Here is a 25,658-nt window from a genome sequence, read left to right as displayed (position 1 = left end):
ATTCTCCGATACGGTATCGGTATCATCAGTCAAGTATACGATCGGTCTTTTCAGGGCACAAGTTACAAAAATACCGAGTTTCCGTAATTTTTCGGTATTCCCATACTATTGACAATAGGGAAAAACGCCCCGTATCATAGGCATATGAACATACCGAACGTTACCCCGTTATGGGAAAATCCTGAAATACAGGAATTGAACCGGCTGCCCATGCGCAGTCCGCTGCTGCCGTTCGCTTCCATTACGGAAGCCGTAGCCGATGCGTATGCGGGTCCCGAATTCAGGGACTTTTCCGCGAATGACTATTGTCTCAGCTTGGACGGTCAATGGCTGTTTTCGTTTCATGCCGGCCCCGACGAACCGATTCCCGTATTTCCACCGGAAAACGCCGCGCCGATCACGGTGCCCGGAACCTGGTCGCTGCAAGGGTATGACAAACCTCATTATACCAACGTACAAATGCCGTTCGCCGAACTGCCTCCCCGCGCACCCAAAGCAAATCCGACCGGCGTTTATTATAAAACGGTTACATTTCCCGCTCAATGGCGAGAGCGCCGCGTCGTGCTGCATATCGGTTCCGCCGAAAGCATCTGCATGGTTTACGTTAACGGAGAATTCGTCGGTGCAGGAAAAGATTCCCGCTTGCCTAGTGAATTCGATATCACACCGTTCATCCATTACGACACCCAAAACGATATATGCATTAAAGTTATCCGGTACTCGGACGCCAGCTACGTAGAAGATCAGGATCAGTGGTGGTTCGGCGGCATACACCGCAGCGTGTATTTGTACAGTACCGAACGGCAATACATTCAGGATATAAGCGCTATCCCGTCGCACGCTGCGGTTCAAAACGACTGCACGAACACCGATCGTACGGCGTCGCTTACCCTGCACATCGCCCTTGCCGGAGATCTGCACGCGGGTACCGGCATAGGCAACGCGCCGACCGATGCGGAAATACGGACGGCAAAGTACGATACGTTCGACATAACCTGCGCATTGTATCCGTTCACGTTACCGTCGAGTGCGGCTGAAGCTACCGAGTTTGCACGGAACGTGCTCCCGATAACGCAGACGGTGCGGAGTTTCACCTGTAATTACCGCACCAATTCCTGCGTTGCTGAAATTCCGCTCACCATATTGAATCCGGCCGAATGGTCACACGAAACGCCCGCACTGTACGTCGTCGCCGTATCGATTCATAAAGACGGCCGCCATCTTGAAAGCACGGCGTTTTGTACCGGATTCCGAAGCGTTACCGTCGCGGAACGGGAACTGCGCATAAACGGACGGGCGATTTACATAAAAGGCGTAAATCGCCATGAACACGACGAACACACCGGCAAAACGCTTTCCGTACAGTCCATGCTGAAAGACATTCAGCTTCTGAAACGGCATAACTTCAACGCAGTCAGAACCTGCCACTATCCGAACGACGAACGGTGGTACGAATTGTGCGATAGATACGGTATTTATCTGACAGATGAAGCGAACATCGAAAATCATTGCTTTTACGATCAATTGTGCCGCGACGCTCGGTGGACGTATGCATACTCGAGCCGGATTCAACGCATGGTGCTGCGTGACAAAAATCATCCGAGTGTTATCGTCTGGTCGCTGGGAAACGAAAGCGGCGACGGTGAAAATCACGTCGCCTGCGGCGCCTGGATCCGGCGAAGGGATCCGTCACGTCCGATCCATTACGAAGGGTTTATTCGCCCGGAACGCGGACAGGGCGCTTACACACTCGACTCGCTCGCCCGCGGTAAAGGACTTACCGACATCGTTGCACCGATGTATCCGCCTATCAGCCTCATTACGGATTACGCAACGTATCGTGACGACGATCGACCGCTCATCATGTGCGAATATTCACACGCTATGGGGAATTCAAACGGCAGTTTAGCCGACTATTGGGAAGCGATAGAAAGTCATCGCGGATTGCAAGGCGGGTATATCTGGGACTGGATAGATCAGGGAATTGCCGCCGTTTCCGAAACCGGTGTAAAATTTTGGAAATACGGCGGCGATTTTGCAGATAAACCGTGTGATTACGACTTCTGTCTGAACGGACTATTGTTTCCCGACCAAACGCCGAAACCGGCGCTTGCCGAATGCAAACACGTATTCGCTCCGGTTCGTATGCGAAGCGTACCCGGAATTCCGTTCAGGTACGCGATTCAAAACAAATTCGACTTTACCGCTTTGGACATTCTTGAACTCGAATGGACAGTATGCTGCGACGGCTCGGTTCTCGAACGGGGAATCACCGAACTGCCCCGCACGTTGCCCGGCCGAACAACAGAAATAACGCTGCCGGTAACGCAAAGCACTATGAACGAAGGAACCACTTACGTGCACTGCGATTTCCGTCTGAAACATAAAACGCCTTGGGCAGACGCGGGTTTTATCGTTTCTTCCGCAGAACATATTCTCCGGGAAACGCTGCCGGTGTTTACGGGTGCACCGTCAGACGCCGCGTGTCTTGCCTTCATAGAATCAATTACCCCCTGTCTGTTCCGGGTTCCCACGGAAAACGACGGCCTCAAAACGTATTTCGACCGATACGGAGACAGCGAGTCCGCCTTTTACTGGAAAGACAAAGCCGTAAATCCGTGGCTCGAGCTCGACCTACTCCATCTGCGATATGAGAAAACGACGGAAAACGAGTCGGACAACGACGTTCTGTTTGCAGAATCGGGGAACCTGATCGCCGGAAATAACGCCTGCTCCGCGTATCGGAACAGATTTTTGGGAACCTATTCGCTTCGCGCGCTTCGGGAAAAAAGAGATTCGGCCCCCGTCCGACTCGACGTGTCGTTCGATCTGGATCCGGCACTTCCCGAACTGCCGCGCGTAGGTATTTCCGTACGGATACCCGCGGATACCGCGCGTATCGAATGGTTCGGTTCCGGTCCGCACGAATCCTACGCAGACAGAAAAACGGGAGCGTTTTTAGGATACTACGCCGGTAGTCCGGCGGAACTCGAAGTACCGTACATCGTACCGCAGGAAAACGGCAACCGTACGGGCGTACGCGACATTATCCTAAAAGGCAGCCGGGAACCGTTCGGCATACGCTGCGGTTCGCCGTTGCAATTCAGCGCCGAACGGTATTCACCGGAAAACATGCTGAACGCCCGGCATACCGACGAACTGAAAGACACCATTTCCCAAAGCGGCTTTTGGACGCTGCACGTCGACTGCGCACAACGCGGCGTAGGAAGCGCAGCGTGCGGGCCGGATACGCTCGAACAGTACCGCGTACGCCCGGGACGGTATGAAATGACGTTGTATCTGCACCGTTAACCGAAAATCCGCGTACGCAGCAGCGCTTTCGCCCTTCGCCTTTCAGACGGATTCCCGACGCGCGCCGAACCGTACCGGCAGCTCGTGCCTCATCGGTATCCGGCGGCGGCTTGTGCCGCTCCGCCTCCGATGATATAGTAAGCCCATGAATATCGGTGTAATAGGCAGTATCTACATTGCGCAATTGATGCGAACCGCGGGGCAGCAGCCGCACGACGGAACCGCAGCCGTACCGTTTTTTACGGCAGAACCGGCCGGCGGCGCGTTTACGGCGGCGCTCAACCTTTCACGTGCAGGATACGGCGTACTGTTTTGCGGCCGGATAGGCGGCAGACAACCCTGCCCCGCACCGGCAGTAGTATCGACAACGGCAACATCAGCGGCACAGATAACATCATCAGTACCGGCGGAACCGGCACTCGCAGCAGAAATCCCCGCTTCTCCGCCAAAATGCGATGCCGTCTGTGCCGATCCGTACGGCGGTTCGCTCCGTTCGTATCTTGCAAACGCGGGCGTAAACTGCACGCATTTGAGCGCCGACCCGCACGCCGCTACCGGAATAATCACGTTATTAAAGGAGGAAAACGGTACGCGACGCTTCGTACACGACGGCGCGAACGGCAGGGTAAGCATTCCGGACGTCGCCCTGTTTTTTGAACACACCGATTCGCTTGCGGAACCGCTCGCCGCCCTCGTCGTGCTGCCGTTCGGTTTGTCGCCGCAGACCGTCGACTTTGCCGTTCGGGAAGCGACGAACCGACGAATCCCCCTTTTTCCCGAAAACGAACACTGCCAAACGGCAGAACCCGGTACGACCGGACTTCCGCTGTCCGATGAAGGCGACTTGCTGAAAACAACCGAAAACGAGGCCGAATCGCACGTCGGGATTCTGCCGCCGGACGTTCGGAAAAAGATCTCCGCCACCGTTCGGCTCGCGATGTTAGCGGATGCAGCTTCGCTTGCCGAAAAATCCGCAGCGGCACAAAGCGGCGTCGGCGGAGACGACAGTTGGGGGGCGGCGGTTCACCCGGAATTCAAAATCTCCGGACAAAATACGCGAACGTTCGAGTTCGACATTATGGGCTTCTGATCTTTCGGGCGGCTCCGACCTGTCCCGCATCGTCAGCCGGCCAGGTCGGACCGGGTGCTTGCCTTTATCTTTTGCTGCGCAAAAGTATACCGGCAACGCCCCCTGCCGCGTCGTGCGAACGCCCCGGCTCTAATCTGCAAGCGCCGGGGTCAGCGCCAAACGTCCACCGTATACGTGCCGCCGTCGGCATACCGGAACGTGACGACCGGATCGCGCACGACGCCGTCCAAATGAATCAGAGACGGCGCGTCTCCGTCGTAATTCGAGCCGATTGCAAAATGACACGTACCGAACGCTTTTTCGTCTTCCAGCATGTTGCCGGTGATCCGCGCGGCCGGATTCAAACCGATCCCCAATTCGCCGATGTTGCGCGCGTTCCGTTTATACACGGCCGCCTGTTCGGCGCTCAGTATTCCGACTTTTTCCATATCGAGCGCGGAGCGTTCCGCGGCGGCGATCGTCGCGTTCAGCTTCGCCGCTTCTTCACCGCCGGAAACGGACACGGCGAACCCGCCGCGCACTTCAACCGTAATCGGCGTTTTTATGACAATGTCGCCTTCGTTCAGCGACATGGAACCGTCGAACACGATCCGTCCGCTGCAGCCGCCGGGTGCGCCGGCATCAGCGGGATTTTCGCCGCCGGTGCGGTCTGAACCTTTTCCGACAACCGGACTGATGAACACTTCTCCGGCGGGAACGTTTCCGCCGGAACCCGCCGTGCGGAACGAACCGTCGTCGGTAAGCGCCTTACGCCCGGCGACGGGCACCGTTATATCGGTTCCGCCGGGAGCCGTAACGTGCACGCTTACGACGCCCTCGTACCGGGCGCACAGCTCCCTGCACCGTCCGTCCAATTCGTCATAATCGATATCGACCGTCCGCGCAAACATATCGAGCGTAATGCCCGGCGTCCAAACCGCCCGCATCGATTTCTTTCCATATAATAGATAATCGAAAATATGATCGTGCTTCGAGCCGTCTTCGGCAATATACGGATTCGCGATTCCTTCGGGATCCTTGCCGAGTTTATTTTCGGAGACGGAAAAAAACACGTCCGGTTCGGTCTTGAGCGCCGCAAGCACCACAGGATCCGCCGAATCAAGCGAAGCCTTTTCCGGCTGCACGATCAGCACGGGCTGAGCGCCGGCCTCTCGGCATTCGTCGTAAATCGCCTGCGAAATCTCATACGTTTGAGCCGCTCCGTTTTTCAGGGAGCGGTTCGTAACGATCAGAACCCGTTCGCCGGATTTTATCGCACACACGTCGCGCACCGTTTTGCGCGCGGAATTGCGTATCGAACGCGTATCATTAGCTGAATTCATGCCGGTATCATACCACATTTTCAGGATAAAATACTATGATTTATCAGTGCGGCAGCCGATATATAAAAAGCAGGTTTATTTCGTACGGACCCGCGCATCAGTCCATTACAGGAGTGTCATATGGCTCAGCCGATGATCGGCATACAAGTCTCCGACCGGCCGTTCGTTCCGCTGCTTCCGTTGGGAAGCACTGCCCGCAAGCGGATCGTTTTATCCGGCGGACAAAACGCACGCACCGCCGTTCCGCTTATACTGCGCCGCAGTGAAACGAAAACGGATCTGGACGAAAAAATCGGCGAGTTTGAAATCGTCATCCCTTCCGGCACAAAGTCGGCACGCAAGTCCGTCGTCGTAGAAATCGGATTTGAAAAGGAACGGCTGCTCGTCGTTACCGTTTTGTACGCGGATATGAACGAACCGAACGTACTCACCTTCAGGATTGCGAACACACGCACACGGCAGAGCCGAACACTGCCGTACGGAACGTTCGTATATCCTGAAAAAATAGAAACGGCCGTACCTGAACAGCCGCCGACGGACGTACCGCCTGCCGAAGCCGAAAAATCTTCTGCGGAAGCTATGCCTGCCGAGAACACGCTGCCGGGCAAGCCGCCGGTATTTGAAAACGCGATTCCTCCGGCAGCCGGGCAATCCGCCGTTCCGGAACCCGAACCGGCCCGTACTCCCGAAGACGATTACTATACGCTCGCCGACAGCACGCCGAAATCGAAATATCGCATCAGCGCAAAACTCATCGGCATCATATCGCTCATCGTCGTGAGCGCGCTCGGCCTCATCACGATGCTCGTTTCGCATTACGTTACGAACGACGTCCGCATTTCCGCCGAAGAAAACAACCTCGCCATAAACCGCCGCACCGCCGCCGAAGCGGAAACCCGGCTGCAATCCATCGTAACGAACGTCCGCACGCTGCTCGACATAACCGGCAGAGACGGCGCGTCAGCGGTTCCGCCGGAACAAGCCGCCGTGCTTTTTTTCGAGCGGAATCAGGATATAGCGGCGGTTGCCGGCACGCAGCAGGACGTACTGATAAACGCCGTTTTTGCCGGAATCGGAAAATTGACGCCGACGGACGTTTCCGCTTTTTTGACCGGAGAAAAGAACCGCCTGGCGCAGGCGGCGGCGGGAACGACGGCGCTTTTAAACGTTTCGCCGTATTTTTCAACACCGCTCATCGCACTGCTGCTTCCCGACCCGCGGGACGGCGAACAGCACGCGCTGGTCATTCTGTTTTCACCTGAAACGCTGAGCGAAACGTTCGGTATAAGTTCCACGAATTCCTCGTATTTGGTGAACAACGAAGGCCGCGTTATCGCACATCCCGACGCCGATCTTGTCCTGAAAGCGGCCGACTTATCCGCAATCCCTATCGTCCGCGAAATGCGTGAAAACAGTTACGAAAACCGCCAGCTGCTCTACGACGACGCTGCCGGAGAATCGTTTTTCGGCGCGTATCGGAAGCTGCCCGCGTTCGCCGATGCGGGCGTCATCACCGTCGTGCAGGCGTCCATCGTGTTCGAGTCGGTCAAAGCGACTACGCGGCGGAACATTTACCTGACGATTGCCGTATTGGCCGTGTCGGTAGCCGTCATTTGGTTTTTTTCAAAAACGATCAGCACGCCGGTCAAGGCGCTCGCCGCCGCCGCGCAGGAAATAAAAGAAGGCAAATTCGAGCTGAACTTAAAGCCGCATACGAAAGACGAACTCGGACTTTTGACCGAAAGTTTCGTCAGCATGGGCAAAGGACTTGCCGAACGGGAACGGCTGAAAGATACGTTCGGCAGATTCATCAATAAGGATATCGCCGAAAAGGCCATGCGCGGCGAACTGTCGCTCGGCGGAGAAACCAAACTGACCACCATCTTTTTTTCGGACATACGTTCGTTCACCGCCATATCGGAAAAACTGGAACCGGCGGAAGTCGTTGAATTCCTGAACGAATACATGACGCGCATGGTCGACTGCGTCAACCGAACCGGCGGCGTCGTAGATAAATTCATCGGCGACGCGGTTATGGCGGTTTGGGGCGCGCCCGTTTCTTCCGGCAGTCCCGAACGGGACGCGCTCAACTGCGTCCGCACGGCGCTCCTGATGCGCAGCGTGCTTATCGAGTTCAATAAAAACCGCGGCGGAGACAAAAATCCTATCATCAGAATCGGATGCGGCATAAACACCGGTCCGGTCGTTGCCGGACAGATCGGTTCAACGGAACGTATGGAATATACCGTTATCGGCGACGCGGTTAACTTCGCCTCCCGCACCGAATCGCTGAACAAACCGCTCGGCACGGATATCCTGATAACGGAAAACACGTATGAATTGATAAAAGACCATATTCTTGCCGAACAAATGCCGGCGGTTACGGTAAAGGGCAAGGAACAACCGGTCAGAATTTACGCGGTCGTCAATATGCCCGAAGCGCGGGACATTCCCGGCGCGGGCGCGGACGGCCCGCAGTCGGTGCGTGAAATCAGAGCCCTGCTCGGTATTCCCGAGCCGAATCTAAACGGAGTAAACCTTGACGAGGAAGAAAAGAAATATCAGATTCAAGGCAAGTGACGCGGTCATAACGGTTCTCTGTCTGCTGGTACTGATCGCGAGTTTATTCCTGTTTTACAAGGATATCACCCGAATTCAGACGAAGCGCAACGAACAGGCCATCGCGACGATCACTTTCAAATATCGCACCGCCCAACGCAAACTGAACGGCCGCGTCATCTGGGACCGGCTGCGTCAGGAATCTCCCGTGTACGACGGAGACACGCTGCGCACTGCGGAACAATCTGAAGCGATGATTCACCTGAAAGACGGCAACGTCCTGAATATGGACGAAAACACGATGATTCAAATCTTCTATACCGAAACCGGCGCGGCGCTCGTTACGAACGGCGGAACCATTTCGCTCGACACAACCGCAGGCTCGGCCGGATTTACCATCGTTACCGAAAACGGTTCGCGCATAGAAACGGGAACCGGTGCGACGCTGAGCGCGCAGACCGCGGCGGACGGATTCGCCGTACAAATACAAAACGGAATGGCGCTCGTCGCTTCCGCCGACGGTACGGTGCGCACCGCCTCGAACGGCACCGAATTGCGCGTTTCCGCTGACGGCGGCATCAGCGAACCGCCGCTCACCGTTACCGCTCCGCTCCCGAACGCGCGTATCCTGCATTTTATGCAAACGCCGGCGGACGGAACGGACGAAGAAACTGCGGCCGTTCCGCTGCTTTTTTCATGGAAATCGAATAGGCCGGAACCTGCCGATTCGGTTCTGATAGAATTATCGTACGACCCCGATTTTACGCGAATTACCGAAAGCCGCACGGAAGCGGCCTCCGGCAATGCGGTTTTCCCGTGCAAAAGCGGAACCGTTTATTGGCGCGTTACGCGAATCGAGGCGAACCGAACGGACGGCAGCCGGGCCGATACCGGCACGGACACGGACGGCACGGCCGGAAACGACACAACTGAAAACAATGCCGCAGCCGAAACTGATGCCGCAGCCGCTGCACCCGCATCGGTTTCCGGCAAAGCGGTACTCGCCGCAGTTCCGCAGCCGCAGCCGCGCTATCCGCCGGCCGGAACCGTCATTTCATACCGAACGGGAAATCCCGTCATCCGCTTTGCCTGGGACGGCAGCGACTGGGCCGCCGGTTACGAATTGGAAGTATCGGGGTCTCCGGAAATGACCGATCCGGCCGTCAAACAGTCGGTTTCAGGCAATTCCGCCGTAACCGCAGATTTGGCGGAAGGCACTTGGTTTTGGCGCGTTACGCCGCGGTATCTTACGCAGAACGCCGCGGAGGCCGAACCGTCGCCCGTAACGCCGTTCACTATATATAAAAAAGAAAAGTTGTCCGCTCCCGTTCCCGTAACGCCCGGAGACGGAAGCGTCATCACCCGCCGCGCCTCTGAAGCGGAAAGCGTCAAATTCGCCTGGAAAGCGGATCCCGACGCCGCAGCCTATACGCTCACCGTAGCGGCGGATCCGCAGTCGGAACAGCCGGTACTTGAACTGAACACGACGGATCCGTACGTTTCGGTTCCGTTTTCGGCGGAAACGCTGGATATCGGCACCTGGTACTGGAGCGTAACGCAGCGCGACGGTGAAAGCGACGTTTCCGAACCGTCGCCGGCGTTCCGATTTTCGGTTGAACCGCGTAAAATTCCCGATCGGCTGCTGCTCTATCCGCCTGAAAACTATACCGTTCAGGCTTCCTCCGTTTCCGCAGTGCAATTCAACTGGAAAACGACGGACGCACAAAACGAATGCAGACTGCAATTCGCACAGGATGAGACGTTTTCAAATCCCGTTATCGATACGCAAATCAACGGACAGACGGCGGACGGCGTCGCGCTTGCCGCCGGAACCTGGTACTGGCGGATCTGTGCGGCGGACGCCGAAACGGGCGATCCGCTGTATTCGCCGGCACGAGCGGTTACCGTCGTACCCGAATTGGACGCGCCGCAGCCGATTTTACCCGCAGACGGGGCGACGGTCGTCGCACATAACGGAAATCCCGTTACGTTCAGCTGGCAGCCGGTGATCGGCGCACAGCATTACACACTCCGCGTGTACCGGACGGCGGCAACCGAAAGCGCACCGGCAAACTCCGCTTTGATTGCAAACTCCGCTTTGGCTGCAAACGCAACAGTCCCGGCAGACGCGGAACCGATCGCCGAACACCGCCGCATCACCGGCACCTCAGTCAGCCTGCATTTGCCTGCGGCGGAACAGCCGGTGTCGTACACGTGGAGCATTGAAGCCGCTGCGGAAGAAACGGAGAACGCGGCAGCCCGCACCGGCCGCAAAACGGAACGGACGGTCAGCGTCAGAAGCCCGATTCCCGTTACGCTCTCATACCCTGCCGATAACGAACTGATCGACGGCCTGCAAGCGCTCCGCTCGCCGCTGCGATTCACTTGGACAGAAACGGATCCCGCCGCACAGACCGTGTTCATCCTGCGGCGGCTGCTTCCCGGCGGCATCACGCAGACCGTACTCACCAGAACGGATCCCGCCCGTCCGCTGTATTTGGAACGGCTGAGCGCGGGAACGTATCAATGGACGGTGGAAGCACGCACGAGCGACGGCGCGGACATACGGGCGCGTAAACCGCGGACGTTCACCGTCTCCGCTCCCGAACGCCTTTCGCCGGCGGTACTGCTTCAGCCCGAAGCAGGGACCGTATTCGGCCCCGCGTACTTCCGCACGCATCGTACGCTGAGATTCGCATGGCAGAGCGTTCCCGAAGCAACCGAGTATACGTTCACCCTGTACCGTAAAACGCCCGACGGAACAGTCGCAGACCCGCTCATCAGGAAGACGCTTTCCGCCGAAAAAACGGAGCTGACGCTGCGCGACATGTCCATTCTTGACGCGGGCACTTTTATATGGAATATTGATACGAACGCCCGCGCAAAAGACGGCTATATTGAACGGCAAGGTACTTCGTCCCAAGCAGAATTTACCGTAGATATTGCGCTGCCGGGCAAAATATTACCCGAAACGCCCGGAACATTATATGGAAATTAAAAAACCGGCTCGCCGCCACATACCGTATGCACTTCTGTGCCTTCTGCTTTTCCGCACTCCGGCGGCGGCACAGCCGTCGGCTCCAACCGAAACACCGCGGCGCTCCGCCGTTACGTATGAAAAACGGGAATTGGACGGGCGAACGACCTTTATGCAGCAATTCTCATGGGAAGCCGATGAATACGCGCTTTCATACGAACTCGAAATTCAGGACGAACGTTCCGAAACGAAATCGTACGCCACCGAACGGAATTCGCTGGAACTTTCACTTCCGCCCGGCAGCTACCGCTATCGGATTCAGGTATACGATTTATTGGGCCGCCCCGCGTCGGTTACCGAATGGCAACACTTTGAAATTCTGCAGGCGGTGCAGCCGGTCGTTACCGGAGTCGCGGAGATACCGCCGCTGATGCCGAACAAAGCGACCGCAGAACTGGTCGTGAGCGCGTACGGCGTTACCTCCGAAAGCACGATCAGTCTCGTTTCCGAACAAACCGGAGAAACAATACCCTGTTCTATCGCCGCAATCACGGAATCCGAAGTCCGCGTCTCGTTCAGCAGCAGCGCGGCCGTTCCCGGCCGATACACGGTGCACATTGCAAACCCCGCGGGGCTCGAATCGGAAAGCGAAGCGGTATCTTTGACGGCCGCGCTGGCTCCGCATATACGGTCTGTCGTTCCGAATGAATTTCTGCTGCAACCGGACGAACCGCTGCACGCGGCAATAACCGGTTCGGGACTGACCCCGCAGACCGTGATTGAACTCGTTTCCGCAGACGACGCCGTGCGAATCCCGGCGCAGCTGCGCATCGCCGGCAGCAATTCGGGCAATTTTGACACTGCGGGCGGAACAGTCGGCGGTAAGTCCGGCACCGGTTCCGGTCGAAATAATACCGGCGATTCCGGCAATAAAGGCGCGCCCGAAACGACGGCGGAATTGACCGTTCAAAACGGATCGGACGCGCCGCTCGCGCCGGGCATATGGCGGCTGTCGGCGGTGAACCCCGGCGGACTTGCCGATCAATCGGAACCGCTGACCGTCGAGGAAACGTTCCGGCCGCACGTCGTCTCCATCACACCGGCGCAGTCGGTGCTGATTGCCGACGAATCGGTATCCGTTACGATCGACGGCTCCGGCTTTTTTGAAAAATCGGTGTTTCTGCTCGTTTGCAGCGACGACCCGGCTGATCCGAAACGGGAAGACGTGCTCATCCTTGCCCCCGAGGCGCGGACGGTGTACGCGGATTCCGCACGGCTCGAATTTCCGGCCGTTCCCGAAGCGTATGAAGGCGGTTCGTTCGTCGTTACCGTTGAAAACCCGGCAAACCTGACCGACCAATCAGCCGCCGTATCCCTTCGATTCACCGCACGTCCCGTTATCGTGTCGGAACCGGCAAACGAGTACTGCGCCGTCAAAGCGCAGCCGCTTCTCATAACGTTCAGCGCACGCGGTGTGCAGCCGGACGCCGCAGTACGGCTGATCGGCGACGACGGCACGGAACTATTTCCCGAAACGGTCGAACGTCCTGCGCCCAAAAAAAACGGCACGCAGCCGATCGAACTGACGTTCGGCGCAGACGCCATTCAGGAAGGAACGTATTCGATCCGAATTACCAACAGCCGCAGTCTTTCCGCCGCAACCGGGTCGTTTTCGATCGTTAAAACCGAACAGCCAGACGTAATCAAGGCGGAAACGCAGGCGAAAATCTTAAAACAGGGAACCGCGTTCACTGTTCTATTTGAAGCCGAAGGAATTACGCCGAAAACGCGATTCTATTTGATACCCCGCGCCGCCGATCTTTCAAAACCGAAGCTGCCGCGCCGGGCGATTCCCGCCCGCGAAACGACGTTCGACGGAGCGGCGGGGACGGCCGTGTTCAGCTCGCAGCAGCTTAAAGAAACCGAATATGCGCTTCTGGCGGAAAATCCGGGCAGCTTGCGGGACGCGGAAGGAGACATGACGTTTACGCTCATCACGCGCATAGACGTTGCCGCCGAAGCGGCGTTCGGTACCGCAATCCGTACGTACGGCGGCGCAGAATACGCCGTTCCGGCCATTGCAAGAGCGGCGCAGATATCGCTGTCCTGCATTCAAACCAAAAAGGACAACGGTTATTACGGTGCTGAAATCTCGATTCGGAATCAAACCTGGGCGTACCGGCAGAGCGAATACGCCTTGCGGAACACGCTGACGTCGTTCGGTTTTAACTTGCTGTATCAGTATCCGCTGCTGAACGAACAGCTGCGTCTCGGCGCAAAAACCGGTATGGGAGTTACTTTTATCAATCAGCAGAACACATACCGCGACGATTCGTATACGGAACCGATACCGTCGGGGCTGGCGGGCTTCATTTCGTTCACCGCCGGCGTTTCGGTTACGTATTTTCCGTACCGCCACGTGTTTTTTACCGTGGGAACGGATTTTACGCACGTTACCGGCACCACCGCTTTTATGGGATTCCTGACGCCGCGCCTTGCAGCCGGCGTACGCTTCTGATTATCCGCAGCGGGCTGCGGCAGGCACGGAACCGAGCCGCCGGTTCAGCGCCCCGCCATCGGCACGTAGTCTTTATGCCCCGAAACCGACTTGTACGCCGGACGGATGATTTTTCCGTTATTTGAAAGTTCTTCGATCCGATGCGCGGACCAGCCGGCCATTCGCGCGGTCGCAAAAAGCGGCGTGTACAATTCGGGCGGCAGACCGAGCATCCGGTATACGAATCCGGAATAAAAATCGATGTTCGCACTCACGCCTTTATACATTTTCCGGCGGCGGCTGATGACGCGCGGCGCAAGCGTTTCCACTTTGGAATACAACAGATATTCTTCACCGGCGTTTTTCGCTTCGGCAAGCTCCTCCACGAAGCCCCGAAAAATAAGCGCGCGCGGATCGGACAGCGAATACACGGCGTGCCCGATACCGTACACAAGTCCGCTTTTATCGAACGCCTGCTTATCCAGCAGCTTTTCAATATACGCGCAGATTTCGTCGTCGTCGTGCCAGTCCCTAATGGAGGTTTTCATATCGTCGAACATCTGCATCACTTTTATGTTCGCCCCGCCGTGCCGCGGCCCTTTGAGCGAGCACAGGGACGACGCCATAGCCGAATACGTATCAGTGCCGGAAGACGTTACGACATGATTCGTAAACGTCGAATTGTTGCCGCCGCCGTGCTCAGCGTGCAGCACGAGCGCCAAATCCAAAATGCGCGCTTCAAGCGGAGTAAAACGGGAATCCGGGTGCAGCATGTGCAGAATGTTTTCCGCCGCGGACAGCTGCGGGTCGGGCGAATGGATAATCAGACTCTGTTTGTTGTAATAATACGCATACGACTGGAATCCGTACACCATCAAACTCGGAAACTGCGCTATCAGGCGCAAACACTGGCGCAGCACGTTCGGAATCGAAATGTCCTCCGGATCCGAATCGTACGTGTACAACGTCAGCACGCTCGTCGCCAACTGATTCATCATGTCGTGGCCGGGAGCGTTCATGATCGTGTTCCGCAGGAATTCATCGGGCAAAGACATGTATGAGCTCAAAACGCGGCGGAATTCGGCATATTCGTCAGCCGACGGCAAATGTCCGAACAGCAGCAGAAAACAGACCTCTTCAAAACCGAAGCGGCCGTCGCTCAAAAAACCGTCCACAAGGTCGCGGATATCGTAGCCGCGGTAAAACAGACGGCCGTCGCACGGAACCAAATCGCCGTCTTCTATAACGTACGCGAGCACTTCCGATATTTCGGTCAGTCCGGCGAGCACACCTTTACCGCTGATGTCGCGCAGTCCGCGTTTGACTTCATATTTCGTATACAAATCCGGATCGATTTGACTGCACGAACGTGCAAAAGAACTGTATTCGGCAATTTTATTCTGCAAAAAAACCGAATCGACGCCGTTCTCCGGCTGACAGGGAAAATCGGACATAGAGCCTCCTTATATAAATCCGCGTTACTTTATAGCGCAGTTCTGCCCCAGACAGCAGAATCCCGGCTCACCATTTATACGTTTTGTTTAAAAGATAATAAAAAATTTGTCCGGTGTCAAACAGCGTGCCTATTCTTTCAGGAAATTTTCCACCGTGTCTACAAGCTCGTTCAGGTTGGTTCGCAGGCGAGTCATAAGCTGTTTTGTACGCCGGCTATCGTAATTTACCGGCTGATTCCGCGGCAAAAGCAGCTCGTACGGTTCTACGCCGAGTGCATCGGCAAGGTTTACCAGCGTATCAAAGGAACCGGAGCTTCTGCCCGTTTCCAAATCACTTACGTATTTTACTGAAAGACCGAGTTTTTCAGCAAGTTCCGCCTGATTCAGTTTCTTTGCAATTCTGATTTTCTTGATATTCGCTGCGTACGTTTCATAAACATCCATTTTAAATAGTAAAAAAGCATTTCCGTAAATAGTAAACCGTTTAAAAATTATAAAATATAACTTATAACTATTGAATCATATACCATAGTTATATATAATCCGGTTATAACTTAGAAAAATATAAATTTCAGACGGAATTTATGCTGCCCCGGCTGCATCCGCGTGCAGACGAAAACATTCGGAATCGAAAAGGAAGCACGTATGGAAAACGGTAAATCGGCGAATACGGAAATTGATCCGGAACTGTCAAAAAGAATTACGGCGCTGCGTTTTTTGCTGAGCACATTCGTCGTTACGATTCACAGCGGCGCACTTGCAGAAATGTTTGAAAATTACGGAAAAGGCGTTGAAGTTTCAAAGTTTTTTTTAAGCTCGGAGAATTTCATTACGAATCATTTTTTTATCTGCTGTGCGGTTCCACTGTTTTTCTTTTTTTCGGGATATCTGTATTTTGCCAAACGGGAATCTTACGGGACAATGCTGAAAAAAAGACTGCGCAGTATCGTTCTGCCGTATTTTTTATGGATTTTTTCTTCTTTCGTTTTATTTTTTATAGCCGATTCTGCCGGTCTTACCAGAAACCATGTTGCGGATAAAACCGCTGCCGGCTGGCTGAAAATATTCAGCGGATTCCCTGCGGATGAAGACGGCACTTTTTATCCGTTTCTCATTCAGTTTTGGTATCTGCGCGAATTGATGCTGGTATTCGTTTTATCTCCGCTCATCAAAAAAATTATTGACAAATGGCCTATTCTTTATTTTTGCGCCACGTTTATCTTTTGGCAAAGCAGTCTTCCCCTGCATTCCATGTACGGACAGGCGTTCATATTTTTTCCGCTCGGATACTGCGCAGTCAAATACAACATAACGGCGGCAAAAATCGATAAACTCGAATTCCGAGAATTGGGAATCGTGTACGGATTGGTGATAGCAGCGCAAACGGCAGAATACGTACTTAATCGGCATGATTTTCAGATTCTACAGGCACTTAACATAATTTTAAGCTGCCTGCTGATTTTAAAATTTGCCGGACTTTGGGTAAAAAAGGAAAAAATATTTGCAGGATTACAGTCGCTTTCCGTTTATTCATTCTGGATTTTTGCGGTTCACACACCGCTGACAGCAACCGTTGTGAACAAGTTGATTCTCAAATTCATTCCGGCAGTTACACCGAAACTGCTGTTCGCAATTTTTTTTCTCAGACTCATTTTCATCGTATCGTTAAGTCTGCTAAGCGGAATCCTGTGCAAAAAATTATTTCCGTCCGTATTCAGTCTGTACACCGGAGGCAGAATTCGGCGAAATGGCAAACTCATCGCTTGAGTGCCGGCTCTCTGCCGTTTACACGGTACGCCGGCACGCACGGTAAACAGGTTACCGTTGCCGACTTATTGTTTAGGAACGTTTATTCCCCTACACTTGCGCTACTTGATGTTACACACTATAATAAAAAATCATGGTGAATATCATTCCTGTCGCGAGCGGCAAAGGTGGCGTTGGTAAAAGTGCGGTATCGGCAAATCTTGCAATAGCTCTTGCCCAAAAAGGAAAACAGGTCATACTCTGCGATTTCGACTTCGGCGGTGCCAATCTGCACACATTGCTGGGATTGAAAAACAATCACGCGGGTATGGGTAATTTTATTTACCGTCAGCAGAATTCACTTGCGGAACTGCTTCAAGAAACCCAGACGGAAAACCTGCGGTTTATCGCCGGAGACTGCCTCTTTCCGGGAACCGCGAACATGGATTTCTTTATCAAGAAAAAAATAATGAAAGAATTGTCGCTGCTGCCCGCTGATTATGTTTTGCTGGATCTCGGCGGAGGCAGTTCGTACAACATTCTCGACTTTTATTTGATGACGTACAATTCGCTTTTGGTCACCACACCGGAAATTACGTCCATCATGAACGCATACTCGTTTCTGAAAGCATCCGTCTTCCGCTTTTTTACCCAGCAATTTCCGGCAAAAAGTGCTGAGCGGAAAGCCGTCGCGGATTTTATCCAATCGGTTTTAACGGGAACCGAAAGTTCGTTCACCGCGCTCATCGAAACGATATGCCGCAGTTATCCCGAATCGGGAGAAAAAGCCCGCCTTGAACTGGAACGCTTCAATCCGCAAGTCGTTCTCAACTGCGGCTCTTCCGCGCAGGATCTTGAAATGGGCCGCAGACTCCGCTCGCTCGTCCGCACAAAGCTGAACATCCGCATGGATTTTATCGGTTTTATCCCGAAAGACCCGAACGTTCCCGTCGCCGTTGCGCGGCGTACGCCTTTATACCTTCTGGAACCGCAAAGCCCGTTTTCGATCGGAATCGGCAGAACGGCCGAACGCATGCTTGCATATGAATACGGGGTCAACGACACGTTAGTGCCGGATGAAGAAGACGGCGATCTTGAACAACTGAAATCAGAATACATAGCAGCGGCCCAGGAAACATAACATGAACATACGCAACCTTTCTTCACAAATAGAATCAATCAGTACTCAAATTGAAGATATATTTATAACTCTTTCCACTGAATTTCCCAAACTGATCGGGTCTTCGCACAGCGGCTCCCTCGACGAGCTGCTGGCACTTTTGAAAGAACTTGAAATTGCAAACCGCAAAGCATCCGCTTCCGAAAATACGTATTTTGCCGATTACGATGAAAAATACACCGCGCTGTTCGACCAGCTGAACGTGAAAGTCGAAAACCTGCATCGCATAAACGAACAGATCGCGCGCATAAAAAACAACAGCGAAGAAATGGAGCTGATCGCGCTCAACGCGATGGTCATTTCCATAAAATCAGGAGAAAAAGGCCGCGCGTTCTCCTGCATCACCGAAAATCTGCAGCGGCTGTCCGGCGACATGATAAAATTATCGGCAAAACTGACCGACGAAGAAACGTCGCTCATAAAAAACATCGCAAATCTTAAAAACGTGTTTACCGAAATCGCCGGCTGTCAAAAACGAATTGCCGAGCGGAGTCCTACGGAATTGGCCCGTATTTCCGAAAATATCGAAGCGGCAGCCGCTCCGCTCGATCAGATCATCAGGTTGTCGCAGTCGGTATTTCCCGCCATTCAAGCCGCCATGGAAGGCATACAGCTTCAGGATATTATCAAACAGGCGCTGAATCACGTCATTCTCTGCATGAACGAATTCGTGCCGCCCGAAGCGGTGGAAGATCCGGTAAAAAAATTGGACACGGTCGCGTTCGATATTTCGTTATCCGACCTGGCCCAAAGCGTTTTAAAAGACATTTCCGGGCATCTGAAAAAAAGTTCGGCCGTATTTGACGAGAAATGGGGATCCGTGCTGAACATCCTCGACCGAACGGAACAGGAACGTCTTGCATACCTGAAACGTTTTTTTACCGGCGACACGAAAATCGGCGGCACGAAAATTACCGATGCGGAAAACGCCGGTACCGAAAATACCGGCAAGACGCTCGTCGCCGAACTCCAAGCCGCACTCGACGGATTCAAACTCCTGATACGCGACTTCGGCCAATTCAAATCTTCACAGAAAAACGTCGTGCTGCTGTGCCGCACCGTAACGGATAAAGCCCGTTCCATGTACGAAGTATTCGGAAATCTGCGGCCGGTAATCAGCCGTTTGCAGCACGTCCGCATCCTGCAGGAAATAGAGGTATCAAAAAACGAAGCCATTACCACGGTAAAAGATTTTGTTACCGATATGGACAAGCTGATCTCTGAAACGACCGATTCGCTCGACCTCATGCAGACAACGATCGTCAGTTTTATAGAAGAAATCGAAGAAATGCTTTCCGGTTTTTCGGAAGCCGTTGCGCAGGACAATCTGAAAATGTCCGAAATCCGCAGCCAGAAAACGTTCTTTTTTGAAAACCTGAAAAACGTTCAGGAACAGATTTTCTCCATCATGCAAAATTTCAACGTGTATCCGCCGGAATTCCATAAACAGTGCGAAACGATTCACACGCTTCTTTCACAGCTGCGAAGTATCAACGACGGATTTACCGGTACGGCGAACCTTTTGACCGAAGAAGTCAAAAACATGACCGTACAAAAACGGCAGCTTATGGAAAAAACGGGATTATCCGATTGGGAAATAGAAGACGATAAATTCAAGGATCTGATACAGCATTTCACGATCACCGCACATAAAGAGGAAGCAGGCAAAATTGCCGGCTTCATCGTTGAATCGGGAACACCGCCCGGCGATATCACCTTTTTTTAGGGCAGCGCATGAACACATACTATGATTCACAATTTGGTAAAAAAATAGTAACTATCTACCCCGGCGAATATTTTTCGGGATCCGGGGAGGAATACATTTCCACCGTACTCGGTTCGTGCATCAGCATCGCACTGTATGATCAAAAACTGAAAATAGGCGGATTGAATCATTTCATGCTCGCATACGACGGTGCGGGCACACGCGAACACGATACGCTCGCCGGGCGGTTCGGCGAATACGCGATGGAACTGCTCATGAACGATTTGATCAAAAAAGGCGCCAACCGCAAATACCTCAGTGCCAAAGTGTTCGGCGGAAGCAACGTTTTATGTACGAAAGAATCCACACGGATACAGGTCGGAGAAGCGAACATCAACTTTGCGTTTTCATACCTTGAACGGGAAAAAATACCGGTCGTTGCGTCCAACGTCGGCGGCACCCAGTCGCGTAAGATTTTCTACGACCCGGCTTCGTCCAAAATATGGCTCAAACATATCCACAACACGATCCACGAAATCGAATACATCAAAAAGCAGGAAGCGCAGTACGCCGCGCAGGTTCGCGAAAAAGAACAGCATACCGGAGACATCGTCTGGTTCTGAAACCGGACGCTCCGGGTTCCGCCGTTATTTTCCGGAAAGTTCGGCTTCAATCGACGCCAGAATCCTGCCTAAATCGAGGATCAGCACGAACGCGTCGTCGAGTTTTCCGACAGCCTGTATGAAATCGGTTCGCTGCGGCATGGAACCGAACGTAACACTGTCACTGTGCACGCGTTCAAGCTTCGTTACCACGTCGACTTCGTCCGCAATCAGCCCCACGGTGATCGGCTGTTCCGCTCCGCGATTGATTTCGGTAACGATGATATCGGTATCGGCAAGATCGCCTGAAGCCTCGAAACCGAATAGAATACGCAAATCTATCACGGTAACGACGGAACCGCGTATATTCATTACCCCTTTCATATAAGGTAAAGCCTTGGGAACTTTCGTAACGCTTTCAAAATTCAGGACTTCTTTGACCTGCGTTACCTCGACAGCGTATTTACCCGTACCCAGTTTAAAGGTAAAATAGAGTTCGTCAGTCAGAGCTTTTTCTTCCATAACTAATGTTTATAATGCATTTTCCGATAATAGTAAAGAATGGGAAGGCTCTAAAAGCTGCTTTACCGTATATCCAAACAGAAATCGACCGAAAAACCTTGACGTCCGTTCCCGTTCGGAATATATATATCGTACACCATTCAAACAGGAGTATTTTGTGTCCAAAAAGAAAACCGAAACGCAAACCATCGTCTGGAAAGAAACTGTTACTATCGAAAATTCGCAGGAAAAAACACAGGAATTGCTGAACGCGTTCAACACAAGCAAAGAGATTGCTCTCGATATGTCTGAACTTGAAAACATAGACGTTACCGGCGTCCAGCTTATTATTGCCGCACAAAAAGAAGCCATCAGAAAAAAAACCGTATTCAAGATTATCGGAACCATTCCTCCGGCGATTGCTTCCTATTTTACTTGCATCGGAATTCCCGTAGACACCATAAGAGGCGGTGAGCAGTTTTCTTCAAATATTTTGAACCCCATATCCGCAGGAGACAACAATGCTTGAACAAATAAACGAAGTCTTTTTTGAAGAAGCCAACGAATTGCTGGAATCGCTCGAAGGGATGCTGCTTTCGCTGGAAGAAACGCCGACCGATAAGGAAATCATCTCCGCCATATTCCGCGTCATGCATACCATTAAAGGGTCTTCGGGAATGTTCGGATTCGACGCGATTTCTAAATTCACGCACGAAGTCGAAGGTGCGTTCGACATGGTGCGCAACGGAATCGTACCCGTTACCCCGCAGCGTATCAATTTGACGCTCGCTTCGCGCGATCATATCCTGAAAATGCTTAAAGGGGACGACTCGGAAGCAACCAAGGAACAGTCCCGCCTGATCATAGACGCCTTCAAGGAATTGACGGCGCCCTACCGCGGCGATACGGCGCCAAAAGCCGAACCGAAAACGGCCGTACAGCCTCAAAGCAGCGAATCGCAGCAGTCCGGTGAATCGCAGCAGTCCGGCGGCCTGCCGGCGGAAAAGCAGACGACTTGGCGCATTTCGTTCACGCCGTCGCAGAAAATTTTATGCAACGGAACGCGGCCGTCGCTCATCATCAAGGAAATCGAGGATATGGGAACGGCGACCACGGTGCTGTTCTGCCAAAACGTACCGCTGCTTTCCGAGTACGATCCTCAGCTGTGCTATCTTTCGTGGGACATCATTCTGACGACGTCTCATTCCAAAAACGATATTGAAGACGCGTTCATTTTTCTTGATGAAGAATCGTCCGTCAAAATTGAGCGGATTGATCTGTCCTCCGCCGAAAACCGAAAAATCGGCGAAATTCTTATCGAACGCAAGGCCATTTCAAAACAGGATCTCGACGAAATTCTCAACCAACAGAAAAAACTCGGCGAACTGCTCGTTGAAAAAAAGCTGATTTCAAAAGAAAACCTGCAATCCGCGCTGGCAGAGCAGACCCACATAAAAGCCGTTTCCGGTGCGGAAAAAAGCAGCGCGGATAAAGCCGTCGAGCAGGCGGTAGGAACCGGCGCGCAGCAGAGCATCCGCGTCAATTCCGAAAAACTCGATCAGCTGATAGACCTCGTGGGCGAACTGGTAACGTTCAACGCGCGCCTCGGGCAGCTTTCCCAGAAAACGAACAACGCCATGCTGCTCACGCTCAGCGAGCAAAGCGAACGGCTCATTCTGTCTCTGCGCGACACGGCGATGGACATGCGGATGCTGCCGATCGGCACTATATTCACCCGGTTCCGCCGCTTGGTGCACGACCTCGCGTCCGATTTGCACAAAAATATCGAACTGGTAACCGAAGGGGCGGAAACCGAGCTGGACAAAACGGTTATTGAAAAACTGAACGACCCGCTTATCCACATGATCCGCAATTCCGTGGATCACGGTATCGAAACGCCCGAAAAACGGGCCGCCGCCGGCAAAAATCCGCAGGGAACGGTCAAACTGGTAGCGCAGCACGCCGGTGCGTTCGTTCTGATTACGATTTCCGACGACGGCGCGGGACTGGACAAGGAACGGATTTACAAAAAAGCAGTCGAACGGGGGCTCGTTTCCGCAGGCATCGAACTCCCGGACAACGAAATTTACGAAATGATTTTCCTGCCCGGATTTTCCACGTCTGAAAACGTTACGTCGGTTTCCGGACGCGGCGTCGGAATGGACGTGGTCAAAAAAGACATCACCTCTCTGGGCGGTACGGTTTCGATCGAAACGACGCCGGGAAAAGGCTCGAACTTCATTCTGAAAATTCCGCTCACGCTGGCTATTATCGAAGGCATGATGGTGCAAATCGGCAACGCCGATTACGTCATTCCGCTGACGAACGTTGAAGAATGCCTCGAATTCAACCCCGTGCATGAAAAGGACGGCAGCGTCTGTTCTCACATCGAAGCGCGCGGACAATTCCTGCCGTACATCAACCTGCGGACTTATTTTGAAATTACCGATCCGCTGCCGGCTTCACAGCAGGTAGTCGTCGTCAACGATCAGGATTCAAAACTCGGCATCGTCGTAGACCGGGTGATCGGAAACCATCAGACGGTTATCAAACCGCTCGGTATGCTGTATAAAAACATTCAGGGACTTTCGGGAGCGACGATTTTGGGCGACGGTTCGGTGGCGCTTATTCTTGATATTTTCAAACTGTCGGATGTTATCCGCAAAACGGAGGCGGCGGTATAATCCATGAGCGATCAATCTTTATACGCACCCATGCTCCTTTCCGAAGCGGAATTCAGGAAACTCGCGTCTTTTATAGAAAAGAGCGTCGGCATAAAAATGCCCGAACAGAAACGGCTCATGATGCAGTCGCGTCTCACCAGCCGCTTGAAAGCGCTGCATTTAACGTCTTTCAAGGAATATATCGAATACGTGTTTTCCGGCAAAGACACGGACAACAACGAAGTCATCATGATGATCGACGCGATGACCACGAATCTGACCGAGTTTTTTCGGGAAGCGCAGCACTTCGATTATATGACGAACTCGGTATTGCCCCGCTTTGCCCAAGAAGGCCGCAGCCGTATCAAATTGTGGTCCGCCGGCTGTTCCACCGGACAGGAACCGTACACGCTTTCCATCGTCATGTCCGAGTTCATCAGCCGGAACCCCGGAAAAATCACCGATTTTTCCGTATTGGCAACCGACGTTTCCACGAAAGTGCTCAATAAGGCACAGACGGCGATTTATCCCATGGAAGCTATTCAGAACATCCCCCTCGATTTGAAGCGGCAGTATTTTCTGAAAAGCAAAAATCCGCAGACAGCCGAAGTGAGACTGAAACCGGCCATCAGAAACCGGGTAACGTTCAGCCGGCTCAATTTTATGGACGACGACTTCGGATTCAGGGACACGATGCAGATCATCTTCTGCCGCAACGTACTCATTTATTTTGATAAAAATACGCAGGAAGCGGTGATCAAAAAATTCATGCAGTATCTGGAACCGGGCGGATATCTGTTTTTAGGACATTCCGAAACGATATTCGGCATGGACTTGCCGCTGAAAACGGTTGCACCAACGGTGTTCCAGCGGATATAATGACGGAAAAGGGGAACGACATGAAGATTAAAGTTCTTATCATAGACGACTCGGCGGTAGTCCGGGAAACCATGACGCAAATTCTGTCCGCGGATCCCGAAATAGAAGTGATGGGAACGGCTTCGGATCCTATTTTCGCCGTACGGAAAATCCAGACCGACCGTCCCGACGTTATCACGCTCGACGTCGAAATGCCGCGCATGGACGGGCTGACGTTCTTAAAGAAAATCAACAATCTTACCAATCCCATTCCGGTAGTCATCTGTTCTTCAAAGGTCGAAGACGGTAGCAACAACGCCTTTAAGGCGATGGAATACGGAGCGGCGGAACTGATTTTGAAGCCGCAGATGGGAACCAGAGCGTTCCTGCAGGAATCGCAGATCCGAATCTGCGACGCGGTGAAAGCGGCGTATTACAGCCGGAATAAAATAAAACGGCTCGCCGCGACGGACTCGCTTTCCCGAACGGTACAGCCCAAACTGACGGCGGACGTCATTCTCGATAAAGCGCCCGCGCGCCTTTCGCTTGAAACTACGGAAAAAGTCGTGGTAGTAGGCGCCAGTACCGGCGGAACCGAAGCGCTGCGCGAATTTCTTGAAATGCTGCCGATCGACGCACCGGGAATGGTAATCGTTCAGCATATGCCCGAACATTTTACCAAATCGTTCGCGGACAGACTGGACTCGCTCTGCAAAGTTACCGTAAAAGAAGCCGAAGACGACGATTCGGTCGTGCGCGGACGCGTGCTTATCGCGCCGGGAAACAAGCACACGCTGCTTAAACGCAGCGGAGCGCGCTATTATGTGGAAGTAAAAGACGGTCCGCTCGTTTCGCGGCACCGCCCGTCCGTAGACGTACTGTTCCGCTCGGCGTCGCGCTACGCCGGTAAAAACGCCGTGGGCGTCATTATGACCGGTATGGGCGACGACGGTGCGAAAGGCATGAAAGAAATGCACGACACCGGCGCCTGGACGATCGCCCAGGACGAAGCGAGCTGTATCGTGTACGGTATGCCGTGCGAAGCGGTTAAAACCGGCGGAGTGGATGAAATCGTCCCGCTTAAAAACATCGCGGCGGCCGTTTTAAAGGCCGTCGGACAGATCAAGTAAAACGCAGGGGGCACGCGTGAACAGATTTCGGTCGAACGGAATGCGTAATCCCTGAAGCAGAA

The 25,658-nt window shown here is 53.3% G+C and carries 17 protein-coding genes; 13 read left to right on the top strand and 4 right to left on the bottom strand.

Annotated features, from left to right (window positions below; translation table 11 throughout):
• Positions 1-144: 144 nt before the first annotated feature.
• On the top strand, positions 145-3,312 hold the full coding sequence (locus TREBR_RS00575) for a glycoside hydrolase family 2 TIM barrel-domain containing protein (protein ID WP_013757293.1): 3,168 nt from the start codon (positions 145-147) through the stop codon (positions 3,310-3,312).
• A gap of 145 nt (positions 3,313-3,457) precedes the next feature.
• On the top strand, positions 3,458-4,402 hold the full coding sequence (locus TREBR_RS00570; protein ID WP_013757292.1) for a glycoside hydrolase: 945 nt from the start codon (positions 3,458-3,460) through the stop codon (positions 4,400-4,402).
• Between the two features lie 149 nt (positions 4,403-4,551).
• Here TREBR_RS00570 and TREBR_RS00565 read toward each other — a convergent pair whose 3' ends face one another.
• Positions 4,552-5,724: an aminopeptidase gene (locus tag TREBR_RS00565; RefSeq protein ID WP_041610490.1), complete on the bottom strand. Its 1,173-nt coding sequence runs from the start codon at positions 5,722-5,724 to the stop codon at positions 4,552-4,554.
• A 738-nt stretch (positions 5,725-6,462) separates the two neighbouring features.
• On the opposite strand from TREBR_RS00565, the gene TREBR_RS00560 reads away from it, so the two are divergent.
• The 3 genes from TREBR_RS00560 to TREBR_RS00550 are packed head-to-tail and all read left to right on the top strand — an operon-like array spanning position 6,463 to position 13,778.
• Entirely contained in the window at positions 6,463-8,304 is a 1,842-nt protein-coding gene (locus TREBR_RS00560; RefSeq protein WP_245523755.1) for an adenylate/guanylate cyclase domain-containing protein, read from the top strand.
• The gene (locus TREBR_RS00555; protein WP_013757289.1) at positions 8,264-11,281 is read left to right on the top strand and encodes a FecR domain-containing protein; all 3,018 of its coding nucleotides are present in this window, start codon (positions 8,264-8,266) and stop codon (positions 11,279-11,281) included. Before TREBR_RS00560 ends, TREBR_RS00555 begins: the two co-directional genes overlap by 41 nt.
• Positions 11,271-13,778, top strand: a complete 2,508-nt coding sequence (locus TREBR_RS00550) for a phage tail protein (RefSeq protein ID WP_013757288.1) — start codon at positions 11,271-11,273, stop codon at positions 13,776-13,778. The genes TREBR_RS00555 and TREBR_RS00550 overlap by 11 nt, the downstream gene beginning before the upstream one ends.
• A gap of 44 nt (positions 13,779-13,822) precedes the next feature.
• Here the strand turns inward: TREBR_RS00550 and TREBR_RS00545 are convergent, their stop codons facing one another.
• Positions 13,823-15,211, bottom strand: a complete 1,389-nt coding sequence (locus TREBR_RS00545; RefSeq protein WP_013757287.1) for a citrate/2-methylcitrate synthase — start codon at positions 15,209-15,211, stop codon at positions 13,823-13,825.
• Positions 15,212-15,340: 129 nt separating this feature from the next.
• A complete protein-coding gene (locus tag TREBR_RS00540; protein WP_013757286.1) occupies positions 15,341-15,655 on the bottom strand; it encodes a helix-turn-helix domain-containing protein in 315 nt (104 codons plus the stop codon).
• Between the two features lie 201 nt (positions 15,656-15,856).
• On the opposite strand from TREBR_RS00540, the gene TREBR_RS00535 reads away from it, so the two are divergent.
• The 4 genes from TREBR_RS00535 to TREBR_RS00520 all read left to right on the top strand — a co-directional run bounded on the left by TREBR_RS00535 (position 15,857) and on the right by TREBR_RS00520 (position 20,465).
• Complete coding sequence (locus tag TREBR_RS00535; RefSeq protein WP_013757285.1) at positions 15,857-16,978, top strand: acyltransferase family protein; 1,122 nt, start codon at positions 15,857-15,859, stop codon at positions 16,976-16,978.
• A gap of 133 nt (positions 16,979-17,111) precedes the next feature.
• The gene (locus tag TREBR_RS00530; protein ID WP_013757284.1) at positions 17,112-18,098 is read left to right on the top strand and encodes a P-loop NTPase; all 987 of its coding nucleotides are present in this window, start codon (positions 17,112-17,114) and stop codon (positions 18,096-18,098) included.
• 1 nt (position 18,099) lies between these two features.
• Positions 18,100-19,863: a hypothetical protein gene (locus TREBR_RS00525; RefSeq protein WP_013757283.1), complete on the top strand. Its 1,764-nt coding sequence runs from the start codon at positions 18,100-18,102 to the stop codon at positions 19,861-19,863.
• A gap of 8 nt (positions 19,864-19,871) precedes the next feature.
• Entirely contained in the window at positions 19,872-20,465 is a 594-nt protein-coding gene (locus tag TREBR_RS00520) for a chemotaxis protein CheD (protein ID WP_013757282.1), read from the top strand.
• 24 nt (positions 20,466-20,489) lie between these two features.
• On the opposite strand, the gene TREBR_RS00515 is transcribed toward TREBR_RS00520, so the two are convergent.
• Positions 20,490-20,966: a chemotaxis protein CheW gene (locus tag TREBR_RS00515; protein WP_013757281.1), complete on the bottom strand. Its 477-nt coding sequence runs from the start codon at positions 20,964-20,966 to the stop codon at positions 20,490-20,492.
• Between the two features lie 157 nt (positions 20,967-21,123).
• Between TREBR_RS00515 and TREBR_RS00510 the strand changes: the two genes are divergently transcribed.
• From TREBR_RS00510 to TREBR_RS00495, 4 genes are read left to right on the top strand one after another with little or no spacing between them, the layout of a single operon-like run.
• A complete protein-coding gene (locus TREBR_RS00510; protein ID WP_013757280.1) occupies positions 21,124-21,474 on the top strand; it encodes an STAS domain-containing protein in 351 nt (116 codons plus the stop codon).
• Positions 21,467-23,629 carry a chemotaxis protein CheA gene (locus TREBR_RS00505; RefSeq protein ID WP_013757279.1) on the top strand — a complete coding sequence of 721 codons (2,163 nt, stop codon included), beginning with the start codon at positions 21,467-21,469 and terminating at the stop codon, positions 23,627-23,629. The genes TREBR_RS00510 and TREBR_RS00505 overlap by 8 nt, the downstream gene beginning before the upstream one ends.
• Positions 23,630-23,632: 3 nt before the next feature.
• Positions 23,633-24,487, top strand: coding sequence for a CheR family methyltransferase (locus TREBR_RS00500; RefSeq protein ID WP_013757278.1), 855 nt, complete (start codon positions 23,633-23,635; stop codon positions 24,485-24,487).
• Positions 24,488-24,507: 20 nt separating this feature from the next.
• Complete coding sequence (locus TREBR_RS00495) at positions 24,508-25,596, top strand: protein-glutamate methylesterase/protein-glutamine glutaminase (RefSeq protein ID WP_245523721.1); 1,089 nt, start codon at positions 24,508-24,510, stop codon at positions 25,594-25,596.
• The last annotated feature ends 62 nt before the right edge of the window (positions 25,597-25,658 follow it).

Origin of the sequence: Treponema brennaborense DSM 12168 (assembly GCF_000212415.1) — a bacterium.
GTDB lineage: Bacteria > Spirochaetota > Spirochaetia > Treponematales > Treponemataceae > Treponema_F > Treponema_F brennaborense.
This window is presented reverse-complemented; position numbering and strand designations above follow the sequence as displayed.